The organism is Comamonas sp. Z3, from assembly GCF_008121565.1.
Lineage (GTDB): Bacteria > Pseudomonadota > Gammaproteobacteria > Burkholderiales > Burkholderiaceae_C > Comamonas > Comamonas brasiliensis.
Genome location: NZ_VOQU01000001.1, coordinates 954,147 through 972,285, shown reverse-complemented (window position 1 = coordinate 972,285; position 18,139 = coordinate 954,147). Strand labels below are relative to the sequence as shown.

13 protein-coding genes and 1 tRNA gene are annotated in these 18,139 nt (G+C 62.2%); 8 read left to right on the top strand and 6 right to left on the bottom strand.

Annotated elements, in window-relative coordinates:
* Positions 1–13 precede the first annotated feature (13 nt).
* From FSY59_RS04540 to FSY59_RS04530, 3 genes are all read left to right on the top strand, one after another.
* Entirely contained in the window at positions 14–493 is a 480-nt protein-coding gene (locus FSY59_RS04540; protein ID WP_050785846.1) for a sigma-70 family RNA polymerase sigma factor, read from the top strand.
* Position 494: 1 nt separating this feature from the next.
* Positions 495–1,448, top strand: coding sequence for a FecR domain-containing protein (locus FSY59_RS04535; RefSeq protein WP_148728536.1), 954 nt, complete (start codon positions 495–497; stop codon positions 1,446–1,448).
* Positions 1,449–1,588: 140 nt separating this feature from the next.
* Positions 1,589–4,138 (top strand): TonB-dependent receptor, encoded by a 2,550-nt coding sequence (locus FSY59_RS04530; protein WP_148728535.1) that lies wholly within the window; start codon positions 1,589–1,591, stop codon positions 4,136–4,138.
* A gap of 363 nt (positions 4,139–4,501) precedes the next feature.
* On the opposite strand, the gene FSY59_RS04525 is transcribed toward FSY59_RS04530, so the two are convergent.
* From FSY59_RS04525 to FSY59_RS04515, 3 genes are all read right to left on the bottom strand, one after another.
* Positions 4,502–4,578: transfer RNA gene (locus FSY59_RS04525), tRNA-Val, on the bottom strand.
* Between the two features lie 105 nt (positions 4,579–4,683).
* Complete coding sequence (locus FSY59_RS04520) at positions 4,684–6,915, bottom strand: bifunctional (p)ppGpp synthetase/guanosine-3',5'-bis(diphosphate) 3'-pyrophosphohydrolase (protein WP_003055808.1); 2,232 nt, start codon at positions 6,913–6,915, stop codon at positions 4,684–4,686.
* Positions 6,912–7,928 (bottom strand): alpha/beta fold hydrolase, encoded by a 1,017-nt coding sequence (locus FSY59_RS04515; protein ID WP_019044119.1) that lies wholly within the window; start codon positions 7,926–7,928, stop codon positions 6,912–6,914. Before FSY59_RS04515 ends, FSY59_RS04520 begins: the two co-directional genes overlap by 4 nt.
* A 75-nt stretch (positions 7,929–8,003) precedes the next feature.
* Between FSY59_RS04515 and FSY59_RS04510 the strand changes: the two genes are divergently transcribed.
* Positions 8,004–8,786: a 3-hydroxybutyrate dehydrogenase gene (locus FSY59_RS04510; RefSeq protein ID WP_148728588.1), complete on the top strand. Its 783-nt coding sequence runs from the start codon at positions 8,004–8,006 to the stop codon at positions 8,784–8,786.
* A gap of 147 nt (positions 8,787–8,933) precedes the next feature.
* On the opposite strand, the gene FSY59_RS04505 is transcribed toward FSY59_RS04510, so the two are convergent.
* Positions 8,934–9,683, bottom strand: coding sequence for an SIMPL domain-containing protein (locus tag FSY59_RS04505; RefSeq protein WP_003055816.1), 750 nt, complete (start codon positions 9,681–9,683; stop codon positions 8,934–8,936).
* A 312-nt stretch (positions 9,684–9,995) separates the two neighbouring features.
* Here FSY59_RS04505 and ompR point away from each other — a divergent pair, with 312 nt between their 5' ends.
* The 3 genes from ompR (at position 9,996) to FSY59_RS04490 (ending at position 12,875) form a co-directional block, all read left to right on the top strand.
* A complete protein-coding gene (gene ompR / locus FSY59_RS04500) occupies positions 9,996–10,727 on the top strand; it encodes a two-component system response regulator OmpR (protein ID WP_003055820.1) in 732 nt (243 codons plus the stop codon).
* A 188-nt stretch (positions 10,728–10,915) separates the two neighbouring features.
* A complete protein-coding gene (locus FSY59_RS04495) occupies positions 10,916–12,418 on the top strand; it encodes a sensor histidine kinase (RefSeq protein ID WP_003055822.1) in 1,503 nt (500 codons plus the stop codon).
* A 61-nt stretch (positions 12,419–12,479) separates the two neighbouring features.
* Entirely contained in the window at positions 12,480–12,875 is a 396-nt protein-coding gene (locus FSY59_RS04490) for a GFA family protein (RefSeq protein WP_003055824.1), read from the top strand.
* A gap of 34 nt (positions 12,876–12,909) precedes the next feature.
* Here FSY59_RS04490 and ispF read toward each other — a convergent pair whose 3' ends face one another.
* Positions 12,910–13,392 (bottom strand): 2-C-methyl-D-erythritol 2,4-cyclodiphosphate synthase, encoded by a 483-nt coding sequence (gene ispF / locus FSY59_RS04485; protein WP_003055826.1) that lies wholly within the window; start codon positions 13,390–13,392, stop codon positions 12,910–12,912.
* A gap of 122 nt (positions 13,393–13,514) precedes the next feature.
* Positions 13,515–14,282 carry a 2-C-methyl-D-erythritol 4-phosphate cytidylyltransferase gene (ispD, locus tag FSY59_RS04480; RefSeq protein ID WP_019044124.1) on the bottom strand — a complete coding sequence of 256 codons (768 nt, stop codon included), beginning with the start codon at positions 14,280–14,282 and terminating at the stop codon, positions 13,515–13,517.
* Positions 14,283–14,558: 276 nt separating this feature from the next.
* On the opposite strand from ispD, the gene mfd reads away from it, so the two are divergent.
* Positions 14,559–18,050 carry a transcription-repair coupling factor gene (gene mfd / locus FSY59_RS04475; RefSeq protein WP_003055830.1) on the top strand — a complete coding sequence of 1,164 codons (3,492 nt, stop codon included), beginning with the start codon at positions 14,559–14,561 and terminating at the stop codon, positions 18,048–18,050.
* The last annotated feature ends 89 nt before the right edge of the window (positions 18,051–18,139 follow it).

Here is an 18,139-nt window from a genome sequence, read left to right as displayed (position 1 = left end):
CGCACTTGGCAGCATTTACACACTGCACAACCGCTGGCTGACCGCCTGGCTGCAGCGCAAGCTGGGCAATCGTCACGATGCAGCAGACATCGCTCAGGACACATTCACGCGCATCTGGGCGACTGCAAAATCGCAAGCCATCGAGGACATCCGCGAGCCCAAGGCCTATCTGACCACAGTCGCCAGGCGCTTGATGATCAATCACCTGGAACGCAGGTCGCTTGAGCAGGCCTATCTGGCATCCCTGCATCTGCTGCCCGAAGAAACAGCACTGTCTGCCGAGGCTCGCGCCATCCTGCTGGAGACTCTGGAGGAGCTGGATCAGTTGCTCGGCGAGCTACCGGCCAAAGTTCGCACCACATTTCTGCTTTCCCAGCTGGAAGGGCTCTCTTACGAAGAGATTGCATCGCATATGCAATTGAGTGTGCGCACGGTCACCCGCTATATGGCGCAGGGCTTCCGGCAATGCCTGCGTGTAATGCTGGATAGCTGAAATGCCTGCAACAGATACCCGCCTACTGGATGAGGCAGCCCAATGGCTGGCTCGCCGACATGCCTCGGACTTCAGCGAAACGGAGAATGCCGAGCTTGCCCGCTGGCGCAAGCTAAGTGCGAGGCACGAGCAAATCTGGCAGCGCATCGAGCAGCTGCAATTTCGCATGGACAGCGTCCCCCCGGCAGTTGGCATGGCCGTACTCGATCGTCCACGCTCAGCCGGAAATCGCCGGCATATGCTGCGCGCGACGGCACTTGCCTTGGCGACTCCCATGCTGGGCTGGTTCTCATACCGCTATCTGCCATGGCAGATATGGCATGCGGACTTCAGGACAGCCACGGGCGAGACACGCGAGGTGACACTGGCAGACAACAGCCATGTACTGCTGAACACCGCCTCTGCCATCAGCGCACAGTTCGACAGCGAAGCACGTCGGCTTCATCACTACGCAGGTGAAATTCTGGTGGAGACCTCGCACACGAGCGCCTACCAGGCCCTGCCGTTCATCGTCCAAACAAGCGATGGTGAACTAAAGGCGCTGGGCACCAGATTCATCGTGCGCAAGCATGCGCAAAGCACGACGCTGTCCGTTCTGCAAGGAGCGGTCCAGGTGATGCCCAGCCACTCCACGCAGACTCTGGTCGTGCAAGCTGGCCAGCAAGTGAGCTTCGATGTCCGCAATCCAGGCACCGTCACCCCGCTGCCATCCCATGCAGACGCCTGGACCCGAGGCGTCCTGCATGCGCACAGCATGCGCCTGGTCGAATTCCTGGCGGAGTTGCAACGCTACCGCCTGGGGGTCCTGCAATGCGACCCCGGCGTCGCCGAACTACGCGTCTCCGGCGTATTCCAGCTACGCGACACGGACCGCATTCTGGAGCTGCTGACGCAGGCCCTCCCCATACGCACCCAAGAGCGCACCGCTTACTGGGTGACGGTCACATCCTCCTGAGGCGGCTCTGCTGCACCGTCCGGTATCGATGGTTCCCGGACAGGAGCGCAAATTTTTTATCTCATCACTGTCCGGTTTTTCCAGCTCGCCTGTCAAGCACATCAAGACCCATTCATTGACAGCCAACGAGGACTGAAAACATGCCTGCACTGCGCTCGCCGCACTCCCACACAAATTCTCTTGCGGTGCCGCTGCATCCGGTCACCCTTGCCGTCAAAGGCGCTCTGGTCGCTGCCCTTGGCACCGCGACCCTGGGCCTGTACGCGCCTGCGACGTACGCGGCAGAGCCCATTGCCCGTCCCGCGCAGCAGACCTATCAGATCTCCGCCGGCCTGCTCGGTCCCGCACTGATGGAGTTTGCCGCTCAGGCAGGCATCAACCTCAGCATGGACCCGGACCTGCTCAAGAATCTGCGCACCCCCGGTCTGTCGGGCCCCCAAACCATCGATAGCGGCTTTGCGCGCTTGCTGGAAAGCTCGGGGCTGCATGTCCGCCGGCTGGGCGCGGGCAACTACGCACTGGAAGCTGCACCGGCTGCCAAGGCGGCTACGGCGTCCTCCACACCTCGGAGCGACGCCTCCGCATCCGCAGACCAGTCAGGCGCACCGGAGCTTGCCGCCGTTACGGTGACAGCTCGTACCCAGAATAATCTCGTGGCCCCGGCACGTCAGATCAGCCTGCTCGAAGGCGAAGAAGTTCAACAGCTTCGGCAAGGCTCCGACAGCCTGGCCACCATGCTCAGCAAGGTGGTTCCGGGCATGGCCGACTCCAGCCACACCATCACGGACTATGGTCAGACACTGCGCGGGCGGAATATGCTGATTCTGGTCGACGGTGTTCCACTGAACACCAACCGAGACTCCTCCCGAAACCTCGCCAACATCAATCCTGCCGACATCGAGCAGATCGAGGTGCTGCGCGGCAGCAGCGCCATCTATGGAAGTGGTGCCGCAGGCGGCATCGTCTCCGTGCGCACCAAGCGCCCCTCCGGTGAGACCAAGGCCGAGACAGTGGTGACCGGATCGTCACCGCTGTTCAGGCCCAAGGCAGCAGGGCTTGGAGCCGAAGTCCAGCATTACCTGTCGGGCGGCGGCGACGTCGTCGACTATTCGGTCAGCCTGGGCGCCAAACAGGCAGGCGGCTCATTCGATGCCAAGGGAAACCGCATCGCCCCGGAGCCTAGCCAGGGAGACTTGTTCGACTCCAACATCTATAACGCATCGGCCAAGATTGGCTTCAAGCTGGATGCAAATCAACGGCTGCAGTTCTCGGCGAGCCACTACAACGCCAGCCAGGACACCGACTATGCATCCGACCCCTCGGTGGCGCGCCTGCCTGCCGGCACGGCTGCCGCCAGGCCGATCAAAGGTCTGGTGCTTGCAGACCAGAACCAGATCAAGAACACCATGCTGGGACTTGACTACGAGAATCGCGATCTCGCAGGCAGCACCCTCGCGGCTCAGCTCTACTACCGGGATTTCTACACGCGCTTTGCGCCCTTCGACGCCCGAGCCGTCGCGGTTCGGGGTGCCAACGTCGATCAATCGATGCAGAACTCCGATGTCTTCGGTGGACGCCTGACCATCAAGACGCCGCTGGGACAGGAGAAAAATTCCTTGCTGATCTGGGGCGCGGACTTCAATCACGAGCGCACCGACATGCCGATCGATATCTTTGATCCCAAAGCCTATGACGCCAGCAAAGGACTGGTGTTCAACAAGATCGGCCGCCTGATCTATATGCCGCCGGTCACCACGCGCAGCATTGGCACCTTTGCCCAGCTGCAGCACAAATTCAGCGACAAGTGGTCCGTGGAAGGCGGTGCCCGCTACGACCGCGCCCAAGCCAGCTTCAGCGACTTCAGCCCTTTGTCGCAATCAAAGCTGCCGAGCCCCCAAACCGTGGCAGGCGGTACCGTGAAATATGGCTCGTGGACCTATAACCTGGGCACGGTTTTCACACCGGCCAAGGGACATGAACTCTATGCCTCATACAGCCAGGGTTTCGAGCTGCCGGACATCGGGGTCGTGGTGCGCAATGCCACGGCAGGCTTCAACATCGGCAACTCCAATCTGCAGGCTGTCAAAACCGACACCGTAGAGATTGGCTGGCGCGGGAAGTTCTCGAATGTCATCGCCAACCTGGGAGCCTTTCAATCGCAGTCCGACCTCGGTGCCGTGCAAAGCTTCAACAACGGCCTCACACTCCTGCGAACCAAGGAAAAAATCCATGGACTCGAAGCCAGCCTGGACTATTTCAGCGACGACGATCGCTGGATTACCGGCGCAAGCTTTACCTGGATGAAAGGGCGCGAGCTCCCACAGGGTGCAAGCTCCTATCAAAGCATGACGGGCTACCGCATTCCGCCCCTCAAACTGACCGCATACGTGGAATATCGCCCCAGTGCCAGTTGGAGCCATCGAGTCCAGGCCACCTCCTATGCCTCCAGAGACTATCGCCTGGACGGCAAGACAAGCTTCGGCCGCTACGACACCACGGGCTACACCACAGTAGATTTGATCAGCCAGTGGAAAATCGACCCGAAGAACCGCGTCTCACTGGGCGTGGAGAATTTGTTCAACCGCAACTACTTCCCGCTGTACAGCCAGCTGCTTCGAAGCAACAACAACACCAGCCGCCTTCCCGCAGCTGGCACCGTCGTTCGAATCAGCTATGCGCATACCTGGTAGCCAGGCCTGAGAAGGTCCCGTCTGAGCACACAGAGGACAAGCCCGAAGAGGCTTGGTTGACATCGATTGCTGGCTTAGTGGCTTCTTGATGAGATGCAACAGGCAATCAGCTATTGAGTGACGAAAGCATGCAGATGGTGAGCCCAGGTTCCCGGTAATCTTGGAATGACAAGGGCTTGCCAATACGACACTCGACAATCCAGCCTCGGCGATGCATACCAGAAAGGGCGCTCAAGACTTTGAAGAGTGCCCATGATGCCTGCGCACGGAAGATTCATCGCAGATGTCCTACGCGCCGGAAACAAAAATGCCCGCTTTTCAGCGGGCATTTTTTGCTGCAGACTCTGGTTTTATCTGCACATTTGGTAGGCGCGATTGGACTCGAACCAACGACCCCCACCATGTCAAGGTGGTGCTCTAACCAGCTGAGCTACGCGCCTGTTGTTCTGTTCGATGAAGCAATTGTAGCACGGGTTTTTCACTCATTTTTTGAGAGCTAACATTTTCTTGTCATCGAGCGCTGCCAGCTGCAATTGGGACTTACATCAGCGCCTTCTGGCCGAGCGAACGCCGGAGACACTGGCCACGATGCCGAGCACCTTGTTGAGGCGGCCCGAGTCGGCCACTTCCACGGTGAAAGTCATCCACGCCGTCCCCTTGACGGACTGGGTCTGTACGCCGATGACATTGGTCTTCTCGCGTGCAAACACGTCCGAGATGTCGCGCAGCAGGCCTTGACGGTCGGCTGCCTCGACTGCGACGTCCACGGGATAAACCGGCCCGCCCTTGTCCACATTCTTGGGGGTGCCCCAGTCAACCTCGATGACACGCTCGGGGCTCTTGGCCATCATCTCGCGGAAATTCGAGCAATCGCAGCGGTGCACGCTCACGCCTTTGCCGCGGGTCACAAAGCCGCCGATCTCGTCCGGAGGAGCTGGCTTGCAGCATTTGGCCAGCTGCGTCATGAGCGAATCGACGCCCACCACCAGCACCCCGCCTCGCGAAGAGTCATGGCCGCGCGCCTTGCGCACCGGCGTGAATGCGTCTTCCTCTGGCGTTTCTTCACTGGGACGCAGCACTACTTCGATATTGCGCAGCGAATACTCGTCCTTGCCCACCACTTCAAAGAGTGCATCGGCAGACTTGAAGCCCAGTTGCGCCGCCAGCTCTTCGAGCTTGATCGCCGTCTTGCCCTCGCGCTGCAGCAGTTTCTCAACCGCCTCCCGGCCGCGCGACACGGTTTCGTGCGTGGCCTGGGCATTGAACCAGGCGCGCACCTTGGCCTTAGCCCGGTTGCTGACCAGATATCCCAGGTCGGCATTGAGCCAGTCGCGCGAGGGCCGGTCTTCCTTGGCGGTGTTGATCTCCACGGTCTGACCGCTTTCCAGAGCGGTGTTCAGCGGCACCATGGCTCCGTCCACACGCGCGCCGCGGCAGCGATGACCAAGGCTGGTGTGCACCGAGTAGGCAAAGTCCACCGGCGTGGCTCCTTGCGGCAGCTCGATCACGGCCGCATCGGGAGTCAGCACATAGATGCGATCTTCGAACAGGCCACGCTGGGCCGAGCCCGTCAGATCGCTGCCCCAGGCCAGCAACTGGCGCAGCACGGCAATCTTGGCGTCATATTCGCTGGACGCCGACACGCCCGCATAGCCCTTGGTGCCGGCTTCCTTGTAGGCCCAGTGCGCGGCCACGCCATGTTCGGCATGGTCGTGCATGGCCTGGGTACGGATCTGGATCTCTATGGTGCGGCCGGTTTCATCGCGCACCACCGTGTGCAGCGACTGATAGCCATTGGGCTTGGGTTTGGCGATGTAGTCGTCAAACTCCTTTTCCAGCGGCGTGAACTGCTCATGCACCCAGGACAGGGCTGCATAGCAGTCCTTGACCGTAGGCACGATAACGCGCATGGCACGGATATCGAACAGCTGGTCGAAGCTCAGCGACTTGCCGCGCATCTTCTTGACGATGCTATAGATATGCTTGGGGCGCCCCTGCACCGAGGCGCTGATGCTGTGGGCGCGCAAGTCGGCCTCGAGGCGCGCACGCATCTGCTCCATATAGGCTTCGCGCTCGACGCGCTTCTCGTCGAGCAGACGCGCTATCTGGCGGTAGGTATCGGGCTCCAGAAATCGGAAGGCCAGATCTTCGAGCTCCCATTTGATCTGCCAGATGCCCAGACGGTTGGCCAGCGGCGCAAAGACATACAGCGCTTCGCGCGCGATGCTGGGCGAGACCGGACTCTTCTCGGCCGCGTAGTAGCGCAGCGTCTGCAGGCGCGACGCCAGGCGCAGCAGCACCACGCGCAGATCGCGCGAGAAGCCCAGCAGCATCTTGCGCACGTTCTCGGTCTGCGTGGCCACGCCATCGACATGCTGGCTGCTCAACTCGGCGTCTCGCGCCTGCTGTTGCACGCGGATGAGCTTGATGGTTTCGACCGCCAGGGTCGCAAAATTATCGCCAAACGCCTTGGCAATCACTTCCTGCGGCTTGTTCAGGTGCACGCTGGCGTGCACCAGATAAATGGCCGCCTGCATGGTTTCCGAGCCACCAATCTTCTTGAGGATGGCGGCCACGGCGTCGGCGTGGATCAGGGTGTTTTCACCGGTCTCCATGACTTCGCCGGCAATCAGCGGTTCGGCAAAGGCGCGGGCGCGCGCCAGCGCATTGACTTGATCGGGCAAAACCTCGGAAGTGGCGGTAATCAGATGCGGCGTTGGCTCCGTGAGCTTGGGTGCGGCGTCAGAGACGGTGGTTACGGTATCGCTGGTCTTCATGCAGCTTCCTCTTGGGCCTGCTGCGCAAGACTGATGCTCGCAGGCAGACCCTTATCCCCTTGTAAAAACTTTTGTATCAACGCCACTTGCCCCGGCACTATCAGCGTTGGAGCATGTCCCACGCCTTCCAGTTCCGTGCAATGCGCTCTGGGGCCACGCTCGGACATGGCTTGGGCAGTACGGCCAGAAAGCAGATCGGACTCGGCCCCTCTGATAAGCAAGACCTGTGCCGTGATCTGGTCGTAAAGCTGCCAGAGCAAGGCCTCACCAGCCTGGGCGGTCTCGCGCGTCATCTGGGCCATGGGCACTGCAATACGGGGGTCGTAATGCAGCACCACGCCCCCTTGGGGATCTGGCTTGATCATGGCCTGCGAGAGCCGGCTCCACTGCTCATCGCTATGTGGGCCGAATCCTTCGGAAATCAAGCGCATGGCGGCGGCAGCGCTCTCGAAGTTGGGAAACTGCAAGCTTTTGCCGACATAGGAACCGATGCGCTCCAGCGACTCCCACTCAATGGTAGGGCCGACGTCGTTGAGCACCAGCCGTCGCACCGGCACCGGCAGCGGCAGACCGGGCTGGCCCACGATGCCCATGCCGATCAGGCCGCCCATGCTGGTGCCGACCCAGTCCAGGGTTTCAATCGGCGCCTGAGCATGCAGCTGGGCCAGCAACGCCAACATATCGGCCGCGTACAGCGGCAGCTGATAACCCATGGGGTCGGCCAGCCAGTCGCTTTCGCCGCGTCCCACCACATCGGGGCAGATCACGCGGGCAAAGCGGCTGAGCTCGGCGGCCAGCACATCGAAGTCCCGGCCCTGACGCGAGAGGCCATGCACGCAGACGATGACATGAGGATGTCTCGGATTGCCGGTACGGTTCCATTCCCAGTACGCCATGCGGTGGGTGCCCTCGGGCTGAGCTTCGAGCTGCTCCCGGCGTTGAGCGCTGGCCCAGGCGGGAGCCATTGCAGAGGCTCCGGGACACGATACGTAATTCAGCGTAGGTTGATTCATGGAGAACGTGTTTTCAGGACCGGGGCCGATAATGGCTGTGTCGCATCGTAATTCATTCGGAGACCTTGTATGTCCATGTTGAAAGGCAAAACCGCTCTCGTGACGGGATCGACCAGCGGAATCGGCCTAGGTATCGCAATCGCTCTCGCACGCCAGGGTGCCAATATCGTGCTCAACGGCTTTGGCGATGTCGAAGCACCACGCGCCCAGGTACTGGATGCCGGCAAGTCGGCCGACATCAAGGTCGGCTACCACGGTGCGGACATGAGCAAGACCGCCGACATCGAGGCCATGATGAAGTACGCCGCCGCCGAGTTCGGCTGCGTCGACATCCTGGTCAACAACGCCGGCATTCAGCATGTGGCCAAGGTGCAGGACTTCCCCGTGGAGAAGTGGGATGCCATCCTCGCCATCAATCTGAGCAGCGCCTTTCACACCACGCGTCTGGCCCTGCCCGCCATGCAGCAGGCCAACTGGGGCCGCATCATCAATGTGGCTTCGGTACACGGCCTGGTCGGCTCGGCCGAAAAATCGGCCTATGTCGCCGCCAAGCACGGCATCGTCGGCCTGACCAAGGTGACGGCGCTGGAAAACGCCACCACCGGCGTGACCTGCAACGCCATCTGCCCCGGCTGGGTGCTGACGCCGCTGGTGCAAAAGCAGGTGGATGCCAAGGCTGCCGCCCAGCACATCAGCAACGAGGACGCCACCAGACAGCTGCTGGGAGAAAAAGAGCCTTCCATGCAGTTCACCACGCCCGACGAGCTCGGCGAGCTGGCCGTCTTCTTCTGCTCGGCCGCCGCCAACAATGTGCGCGGCGTGGCATGGAATATGGACGGCGGCTGGGCCGCACAGTAGCCACCGCAGGGCTTGCGTGAAAGCGATTACTGATTAGATAGCATCTAGTGCTTGCCAGAAGGCATATTCAGCATCAAATCATGATGAAAATCAAAAAGGAGCAGCGCAAGCTGCTCCTTTTTTCATACGAACCTGACGCAGATTCGATCACTGCATCTGAATCGATCCGCCGACGGTGACCGTCACCTCGGCGCGGTCCGCTTCCACCGGCACGGGCGCGGCATCCGCATAGCTGGCCTTGGCCATGCTCATCATGCGCGGGCGCGGCATGGGATGCCCGCCACCGCCGCTGCTGCTCACATTGACCTCGCGCAGGCTGTAGCCTGCAAAGCCGAAGCTCTTGGAGATGGCCGCAGCACGCTGGCGGAAGTTCTCGATCGCCTTGGCCTGGGCTTCGCCCTCCACCTTTTCCCGTGCCTCACGAGAGAGGCCGAAACTCATGCTGGCCAATGTCATGTCCTGCACCTTGGCCGCCGCCTGGGTGATGCGCACGAAGTCACGCCCCTGCAGCACGATCTCGGCCTGGCCCTGCCAGCCTTCGATCTTGCCGTTGTTGCCATAACGCGGCGAGATGGAGAAATTGCCGGTGCTCAACTCCATCTGCCGACTTTGCGCATCGCTACGCAGCGTGGTCATGGCGGACTCCACGATCTTCTGCAACTGGGACTGCACCGAAGCGGCATCGCGGCCGTCCTTGCTGGCCGACAGCGTCGCCGTCATCCAGTCCTGCTTGACCTCCACCGTGCCCTGGGCCGACAGCTGCACCACATTGGTGGGTCTTTGCGCGTCACGCGCTGCGGCCTGCGCCCAGACATTGCCACCGGCACAGGCCGCAGCCAGCGCAAGGGCGGCAGCCGCTGCGCGAGAAGAAGAGGAAGACTTGGAAAATTGATTCATGCGGTTCACCTTGTAAGTAAATCAGGCCATGCAGATACACATGCATTTCACCATTGCGCAAAGTCGCTGCTGTGCAGCATGTCAGCCCAGAGTGTGACTTTATGTACGAACAGCCGACATTAGACACACCACCAGAACAACCATTGAAACAATAGGGCAAAATACTGGTGAAAAGTTCCTCAAGAAACATTTATTGTTCTATTTACAAACGCAACAATCGTAACAAGTGGCAAGACTTGGGCTTGTTTCGCTGGATTTTTTGGATCTAGCGATAACAATGGGCCAGTTACAAATAAATCGATAAGGACGATCATGGCAACGACGAACAACCGTACTGACAAGATCCTCGTGGTGGATGACGATGCACGCATCCGCGACCTGCTGCGCCGCTATCTGACGCAGGAAGGCTTCGAGATCATGATTGCCGAGGACGGCAAGGCGCTCAACCGCATCCTGCTGCGCGAGACTGTCGATCTGATCGTGCTTGATCTGATGATGCCCGGCGAAGACGGTCTGTCCATCTGCCGCCGCCTGCGCTCGGCCAACGACCGCACCCCCATCATCATGCTGACCGCCAAGGGCGAGGACGTGGACCGCATCGTGGGTCTGGAAGTCGGCGCCGACGACTATCTGGGCAAGCCCTTCAACCCGCGCGAGTTGCTGGCCCGCATCCATGCCGTGCTGCGCCGCCGCCCTCCTCAGGAAGCACCGGGCGCGCCTTCGGGCGACAACGAGGTGGTGACCTTTGGCCCCTTCACCTTCGACCTGGGTACCCGCGTGCTGCAAAAGAATGGCGAAGAGCTGCCGCTGACCACCGGCGAATTCGCCATGCTCAAGGCCCTGGTGCGCCACCCGCGCCAGCCGCTGTCGCGCGAAAAACTGGCCCTGCTGGCCCGTGGCCGCGAATTCGAGCCGTTCGACCGCAGCCTGGACGTGCAGGTCTCGCGCCTGCGCAAACTGATCGAGGAAGACGCAGCTGCACCACGCTATATCCAGACCGTCTGGGGCGTGGGCTATGTGTTCGTACCCGATGGCATGAACTGATTCTGCCCGCCTGCATTGCAACAAGCCGCCCGCTGCGCGGCTTGCTGTGCTTGGGTGCCGGTCCATAAGGACCATAAGTCAAGCTCTTTCAACAACCACCAGTAGATAGACACTTTTTGGACAAACCGTAACCCGTGTTGCCCATATTGGGCGTACCCTCGGGTCCAGTTATTTCCGCATTGCTGTTCATGAGCGCTTTCCACCATCCGCCGCCCGACGCCACCAGCCCCGTACCCCTGGAGTACGAGCGGCGCAGTACAGCGCGCTCCCCTGTGGGGCTGAACCTGTTCTGGCGCACCTTCTGCCTGCTGGCACTGCTGCTGGTGGGCAGCATCCTGGCCTGGCTGCAGACATTGCGGGCACTGGATTTCGAGCCGCGCACACTGCAGACGGCCAAACAGGTGGCCTCACTGGTCAACCTGAGCCGCGCCGCACTCGAGCATTCGGATGCGATCAACCGCGTCTCCCTGATCAAGACCATGGCCGACCAGGAAGGCGTGCGCATTCTGCCCCGCGAGCCCGGCGACTCATTCGAGCTGCTGGAACAGAACGCTCTGGGCCAGAAGCTGACCGAGGAGCTGACCACCCGCCTGGGCTACGGCACCGTGGTGGCGCGCAGCGTCAACGGGGAGCCTGGCCTGTGGGTGGGCTTCACCATCAATGGCGACCGCAACTGGATGCTGATGGACCAGTCGCGCTTCACTCCCGCCAGCGGCCAGACCTGGCTGATCTGGCTGATCACAGCCGCCCTGCTCTCGCTCATCGGCGCGGCCGCCATTGCCCGTCTGATCAACCGGCCGCTCAAGCAGCTGTCTTATGCGGCCAACCGCGTGCGCGAGGGCGACTTCGACGCCAGCCAGCTTGACGAGGAAGCCGTGACCAGCGAAATCCGCGAGGTCAACATCGGCTTCAACCGCATGGCGCAGAAGCTGGCCAAGCTGGAACAGGACCGCGCCGTGATGCTGGCCGGCATCTCCCACGACCTGCGCACGCCGCTGGCACGGCTGCGCCTGGAGACCGAGATGAGCGTCTATGACGATGTGGCGCGCGAGCATATGGTGGCCGACATCGTGCAGCTGGACGCCACCATCGACAAGTTCCTGGACTACGCCCGCCCTGATCATCGCGTCATGCTCAGCCCCGTGGACCTGCATGCCGTGGTTGCCTCCTGCGTCTATGCCGTGCAGGACCACCGCGAACTGCAGATCACCATGAACGTGCCGGAGGACCTCTATGTCATGGCCGACGAGGTGGAGCTGGCACGCGTGATCTCCAATCTCTTCGAGAACGCACGCCGCTACGGCAAGACCCCGTCCACCGACACCACCGAGGTGGACGTGGTTGCCAAGGAAAGCGAGAAATGGGTGGTCATCCGCATCCGCGACCATGGCAAGGGCGTACCTGCCGAGCAACTGGCCAACCTGACCCAGCCCTTCTTCCGCGGCGACACGGCGCGCACGGCGGCCGCAGGCGCAGGCCTGGGTCTGTCTATTGTGGACAAGACGGTGCAGCGTATGGGCGGCATGTTTGCCCTTTCCAACTCATCGACGGGCGGCCTGGTCGCCCATCTGCAGCTGCAGCGCGCCATGGGCGTGACAGCCGGTGCGGCGCCCGAACAGCGCCTGCAGCGCCCCCAGGTCAAGCGCAATCTGCCGCGCGACAAGAAAGACGACGAGGCAGGGGAAGACTGAATCGGTCTGCCTCCATGCACAATCGGCATCGCCTTTTCAACCATTTGCTGGAGAGTTCACCATGCAAGCCCGATGCCTGTGCGAAGCCGTTCTCGTCACCGCACCCGACACCCACGAAGTTCATGTCTGCCACTGCAGCATGTGCCGGCGCTGGGGAGAAGGCCCCGCCTTCACCCTGCATGGCGGCACGGCAGTGCAGACCAGCGGCCCGGTCACGCGCTATGCATCCTCGCCTTGGGCCGAGCGTGCCTTCTGCAGCAGCTGCGGCACCCACCTCTTCTATCGCCTGCTGGCCAGCAACGAGCATTTTCTGTCTGCCGGGCTGTTTCAGGATGCCCGGGGACTGACACTGGCACAGCAGATCTATATCGACGAAAAGCCAGACTATTACGCGCTGGCCAATGACACCCCGACCCTGACCGGGGCCGAGGTGCAAGCCCTCTACGGGGATTCATGACCGGCTTTCGCCGCGGCCATGGCGTCAAGCAGGGTCAGGCAGCCCTTACCAGCAAGGCCACTGCACGGGCCTCCATGGCCTGCAGCTGACCCACAGGCCCGAGCTTCTCTGCCGTCTTGGCCTTGACGTTGACCTGCTCAACATCCAGCTCCAGCACCTGGGCAATACGCTCGCGCATCTTCTCGATATGGGGTGCCAGCTTGGGTGCCTGGGCCACGATGGTGCTGTCGATATTGCCGATCTCGAAGCCCTTGGCGCGCACGCGCCTGGCAGCTTCGGCCAGCAGCACGGCGGAGTCCGCCCCCTTGAACTGCGCGTCGGTATCCGAGAAATGGCGGCCGATATCGCCCAAGGCCGCTGCACCGAACAAGGCATCGGTGATTGCATGCAGCAGCACGTCGGCATCCGAATGGCCGAGCAAGCCCAGGCTGTGAGGCACCTCGACACCGCCGAGAATCAGCTTGCGCCCAGGAACCAGGGCATGTACATCCCAGCCTTCACCAATACGAAAATTCATAAAAATCCTTGTCAAACTCTTGCTCATAAAGCGCAAGCAGCTATCAAATTAAATACTATCTACGCCAACCCGGCTCGGACACGGTGCTGCCAGCCGCCGAGCCCTGTCGATGGAGAATCCGTCTAGGCACGCGCCTTGCGCTGCAGCAGCACGGCCTCGGCCAGCGCGAAGTCGTCGGGATAGGTCACCTTGAAGTTCTGCGCACCACCCGAAACCAGCCTGGGTGAGTGACCGGCCAGTTCCATGGCGCTGGCTTCGTCGGTTACCGCAGCACCCGCCGCCTGCAGCGCCGCCAGCAAGGCTGCGATACGGAACATCTGCGGCGTCTGAGCCAGCCATTTGTCGCTGCGCTCCACCGTCTGCGCCACACGCGCCGGGCCTGCACCAGCGGCCTGCTGCTTGAGCGTGTCGGGCAGCTTCAGCGCCAGCAACCCACCCACCGCATCCGGCAGGCAGGCATCGATCAAGGCATTGACCTGCGCCGATGCGACCAGACAGCGCGCCGCATCATGCACCAGCACCCAGTCCTCGCCGCTGGCCCCCATGCGCAGCAACTCCTGCAGGCCGTTGCTCACAGTCTCGGCACGGGTGGCTCCGCCACAGGCAGCAATGCCGAGCCGAGCGTCGGTGGCGCGGCCCTGCCAGAAACCATCGGCAGCAGAGACCACCAGCAGCACCCGGTGCATGCGCTCCACCGCCAACATGGCGGCCAGCGTGTGCATGACCATGGGCTGGCCCGCTACGTTCTGGTATTGCTTGGGCAGCTCGGGGGCCGGTGAATCTGCGGCAATGGCGCGCAGACCGACGCCCGCGCAGGGAATCAGCCCCCAGCAGCGGGGCGCAGGTGCCGGCGACGACGCCGCTGCAGCGTTTGCCTTGTCGTCCGTCATGGACTCAGGCGAGAAAAACCGATCTGTCATGCACAGTATTTTAAAATCAGCATTTCGTCCGAAAGCCCCTGAGATCCATCGAAGACCTGCTTTCGACTTGCATCGCCTTGAGGTGTCCCCATTTTGAGTGAATGCGCAGCCAGCCATCAGCTCCGCGCTGATTGGGCCGTGAGCCCTGCCCTTGATGGCCGGACTCGCCCGCATTCAATCTGTCCCCGTTTTTTTGCATCCAGCCCGCACCTGTGTGCCGCTGCCTGCGCTCGTCTGTGAAAAACCATGCAACTGCCCAAGCTCACCCCCGGTAAACGCTTTCACCTGCCCCGCCCTGTTGGCAGCGCCGACGCGCTGCTGCTGGCCAGGCTGGGCGAGCGTGAAAAGCAAGACGGCCGGGTCACGGCCATCGTCACGGCCGATGCCGCCGACGCCCATCGTCTCATGGAGGAGATGGCCTTCTTCGCCCCCGAGCTGCGCTGCGCATTGTTTCCCGACTGGGAAACCCTGCCCTACGACAGCTTCTCGCCGCACCAGGATCTGATCAGCGAGCGCCTGGCCACGCTGTGGCGCATCAACCAGCGCGACAGGCAGCATGGCGCCGACGTGGTCATCGTGCCCGCCACCACGGCCCTCTATCGCCTGGCCCCCCCCTCGTTTCTGGCTGGCTATACCTTTGAATTCAAGCAGGGCCAGAAGCTCGACGAGGCAAAGCTCAAGGCCCAGCTCACGCTGGCGGGCTACCAGCATGTGTCCCAGGTGGTCAGCCATGGCGAATACGCGGTACGCGGCGGCCTGATCGACCTGTTCCCCATGGGTTCGCTCCAGCCCTACCGCGTGGACCTGTTCGACGACGAGATCGACTCCATCCGCACCTTCGACCCCGACACGCAACGCAGCCTCTACCCCGTGCCCGAGGTGCGTCTGCTACCCGGCCGCGAATTCCCGATGGACGAGGAAGCGCGCGCCAAGTTCCGCAGCCGCTGGCGCGAGCTGCTCGAGGGCGACCCGACACGCAGCCGCATCTACAAGGATATGGGTGCCGGCATTGCCACGGCCGGCATCGAGTACTACCTGCCGCTGTTCTTCGACGAAACAGCCACTGTCTTTGACTATCTGGGCGACGAGGCCACCGTGGTGCTGCACGGCGATCTGGAGCCGGCCTTCCAGCGCTTCTGGCAGGACACCAAGGACCGCTACCGCCTGGTGCAAGGCGATCCCGACCACCCGGCGCTGCCGCCCGAGACGCTGTTTCTCAGCGCCGACCAGTTCTATACCCGCAGCAAGGAGCATGCCCAGCTGGCATTGCGGCCGGGCACCGAAGATGTGGCCGACAGCGCCATCTTCCAGAAGCTCGAAGACCTTTCCGTGCTGCGCGGAGCCGATGACCCGCTGGCCAAACTGCAAAAACATATAGCAGCCGGCACAAGCCGGGTCTTGCTTCTGGCCGAATCCGACGGCAGGCGCGAGAGCCTGCTCGACTTTTTCCGCGCTTCGGGCGTCAACCCGCCCGTGTTCGATTCTCTGGCCGAGTTCCAGGCCGATGCCACGGAAAAGGTCGGCATCGCCACCTCCAGCCTGATGACGGGCTTTGCCTGGGTCGAGGAAGGCCTGGACTTCGTCACCGAAACCGAGCTGTTTGCCAGCAGCCCCACGGGCCGCCGTCGCCGCCGCCAGGAGCAGGTCAGCGATGTGGAGGCACTGATCAAGGACCTGTCCGAGCTCAAGGTAGGAGACCCCATCGTCCATGCCGACCACGGAATAGGCCGCTACCGCGGGCTGATCAATATGGACATGGGCCAGAAGAACCCGGACGGCACGCCCGCGCTGCAGGAATTTCTGCACCTGGAATATGCGGCCGATGCCGTGCTCTATGTGCCCGTCAGCCAGTTGCACCTGATCAGCCGCTACACCGGCGTCTCGCCCGACGATGCGCCGCTGCACAAGCTGGGCGGCACGCAATGGGAGAAAGCCAAGCGCAAGGCCGCCGAACAGGTGCGCGACTCGGCCGCCGAACTGCTCAATATCTACGCCCGCCGTGCCGCGCGCCAGGGCCATGCCTTCCGCTTCCCCACGGCCGACTACGAGCAGTTCGTGGCCGACTTCGGCTTCGAGGAAACGGCCGACCAGCGCGCCGCCATCCACGCCGTGGTGCAGGACATGATCAGCCCCCAGCCCATGGACCGCCTGGTCTGTGGCGATGTGGGCTTCGGCAAGACCGAGGTCGCACTGCGCGCGGCCTTTGTGGCGGCCATGGGCGGCAAGCAGGTCGCCTTCCTGGCCCCCACCACGCTGCTGGCCGAGCAGCATTACCAGACCCTGGTGGACCGCTTCTCCAAATGGCCGATCAAGGTTGCCGAGGTGTCGCGCTTTCGCTCGGGCAAGGAGATCACGGCGGCCATCAAGGGCATCTCGGACGGTACGGTGGATATCGTGGTCGGCACGCACAAGCTGCTGTCCGAGTCCACGCAGTTCAAGAACCTGGGCCTGCTCATCATCGACGAGGAACACCGCTTTGGCGTGCGCCACAAGGAGGCCATGAAGGCCATGCGCGCCGAGGTCGATGTGCTGACGCTGACGGCCACCCCGATCCCGCGCACCATGGGCATGGCGCTGGAGGGTCTGCGCGACCTGTCGGTGATCGCCACGGCGCCGCAGCGGCGCCTGGCCATCAAGACCTTTGTGCGCAACGAGGGCACGGGCGTGATTCGCGAAGCCGTGCTGCGCGAGCTCAAGCGCGGCGGACAGATCTACTTCCTGCACAACGAGGTCGAGACCATAGAGAACCGCAAGCAGAAGCTGGAGGAAATACTGCCCGAAGCACGCATCGCCGTGGCCCACGGCCAGATGCCCGAGCGCGAGCTGGAACGCGTGATGCGCGATTTCGTGGCCCAGCGCTACAACATATTGCTGTGCTCGACCATCATCGAGACCGGCATCGACGTGCCATCGGCCAACACCATTCTCATCAGCCGTGCCGACAAGTTCGGTCTGGCCCAGTTGCACCAGCTGCGCGGCCGCGTGGGACGCAGCCACCATCAGGCCTATGCCTATCTGATGGTGCCGGACCTGGACGGCCTGACCAAGCAGGCCCAGCAGCGACTGGAGGCCATACAGCAGATGGAGGAGCTGGGCTCGGGCTTCTATCTGGCCATGCACGACCTGGAAATTCGTGGCGCCGGGGAGGTGCTGGGCGAAAACCAGAGCGGCAATATGCTGGAGGTGGGCTTTCAGCTCTATAACGAGATGCTGTCCGAGGCCGTGCGCAGCCTCAAGGCCGGCAAGGAACCCGATCTGCTCTCGCCGCTGTCGGCCTCCACCGACATCAATCTGCACGCCCCGGCCCTGTTGCCCAACGACTACTGCGGCGACGTGCATCTGCGCCTGTCGTTCTACAAGAAGCTGGCCACGGCCAAGACGGCCGATCAGATCGATACCCTGCTCGAGGAAATCGTGGACCGCTTCGGCAAGCTGCCGCCCCAGGCGCAGACCCTGATCGACGTGCACCGCCTGCGCGTGCTGAGCCAGCCCTATGGAGTGGTCAAGGTCGATGCCGCTCCCGGCGTGATCAACATCAGCTTCAAACCCCAGCCGCCGATCGATCCCATGAACATCATTCACCTGATCCAGAAGAACAAGCACATCAAGCTGGCGGGCAACGAGAAGCTGCGCATCGAAAAAGAGCTGGAGAACCCCAAGGACCGTGCCCAGATGGTGCGCGATGTGCTGCGCAGCCTGGGTCAGCCGCTCAAGAGCGAAACAGCTGTTCATGCCTGACAAGGCTGCTGACAAAGCCAGCAGGGCTATTGAGCCCAGTCCGATGCAGACGGTGCAAGATGGCGGCGGAACCTGATTTTCCGAGCCGC

Coding starts and splice junctions, on each gene's coding strand:
- FSY59_RS04535 (WP_148728536.1), top strand. CDS start 495: ATGCCTGCAACAGATACCCGCCTACTGGATGAGGCAGCCCAATGGCTG.
- ompR (WP_003055820.1), top strand. CDS start 9,996: ATGGCAACGACGAACAACCGTACTGACAAGATCCTCGTGGTGGATGAC.
- FSY59_RS04515 (WP_019044119.1), bottom strand. CDS start 7,928: ATGAATCAACCTACGCTGAATTACGTATCGTGTCCCGGAGCCTCTGCA.
- mfd (WP_003055830.1), top strand. CDS start 14,559: ATGCAACTGCCCAAGCTCACCCCCGGTAAACGCTTTCACCTGCCCCGC.
- FSY59_RS04530 (WP_148728535.1), top strand. CDS start 1,589: ATGCCTGCACTGCGCTCGCCGCACTCCCACACAAATTCTCTTGCGGTG.
- FSY59_RS04505 (WP_003055816.1), bottom strand. CDS start 9,683: ATGAATCAATTTTCCAAGTCTTCCTCTTCTTCTCGCGCAGCGGCTGCC.
- FSY59_RS04510 (WP_148728588.1), top strand. CDS start 8,004: ATGTTGAAAGGCAAAACCGCTCTCGTGACGGGATCGACCAGCGGAATC.
- ispD (WP_019044124.1), bottom strand. CDS start 14,282: ATGACGGACGACAAGGCAAACGCTGCAGCGGCGTCGTCGCCGGCACCT.
- FSY59_RS04520 (WP_003055808.1), bottom strand. CDS start 6,915: ATGAAGACCAGCGATACCGTAACCACCGTCTCTGACGCCGCACCCAAG.
- ispF (WP_003055826.1), bottom strand. CDS start 13,392: ATGAATTTTCGTATTGGTGAAGGCTGGGATGTACATGCCCTGGTTCCT.
- FSY59_RS04495 (WP_003055822.1), top strand. CDS start 10,916: ATGAGCGCTTTCCACCATCCGCCGCCCGACGCCACCAGCCCCGTACCC.
- FSY59_RS04490 (WP_003055824.1), top strand. CDS start 12,480: ATGCAAGCCCGATGCCTGTGCGAAGCCGTTCTCGTCACCGCACCCGAC.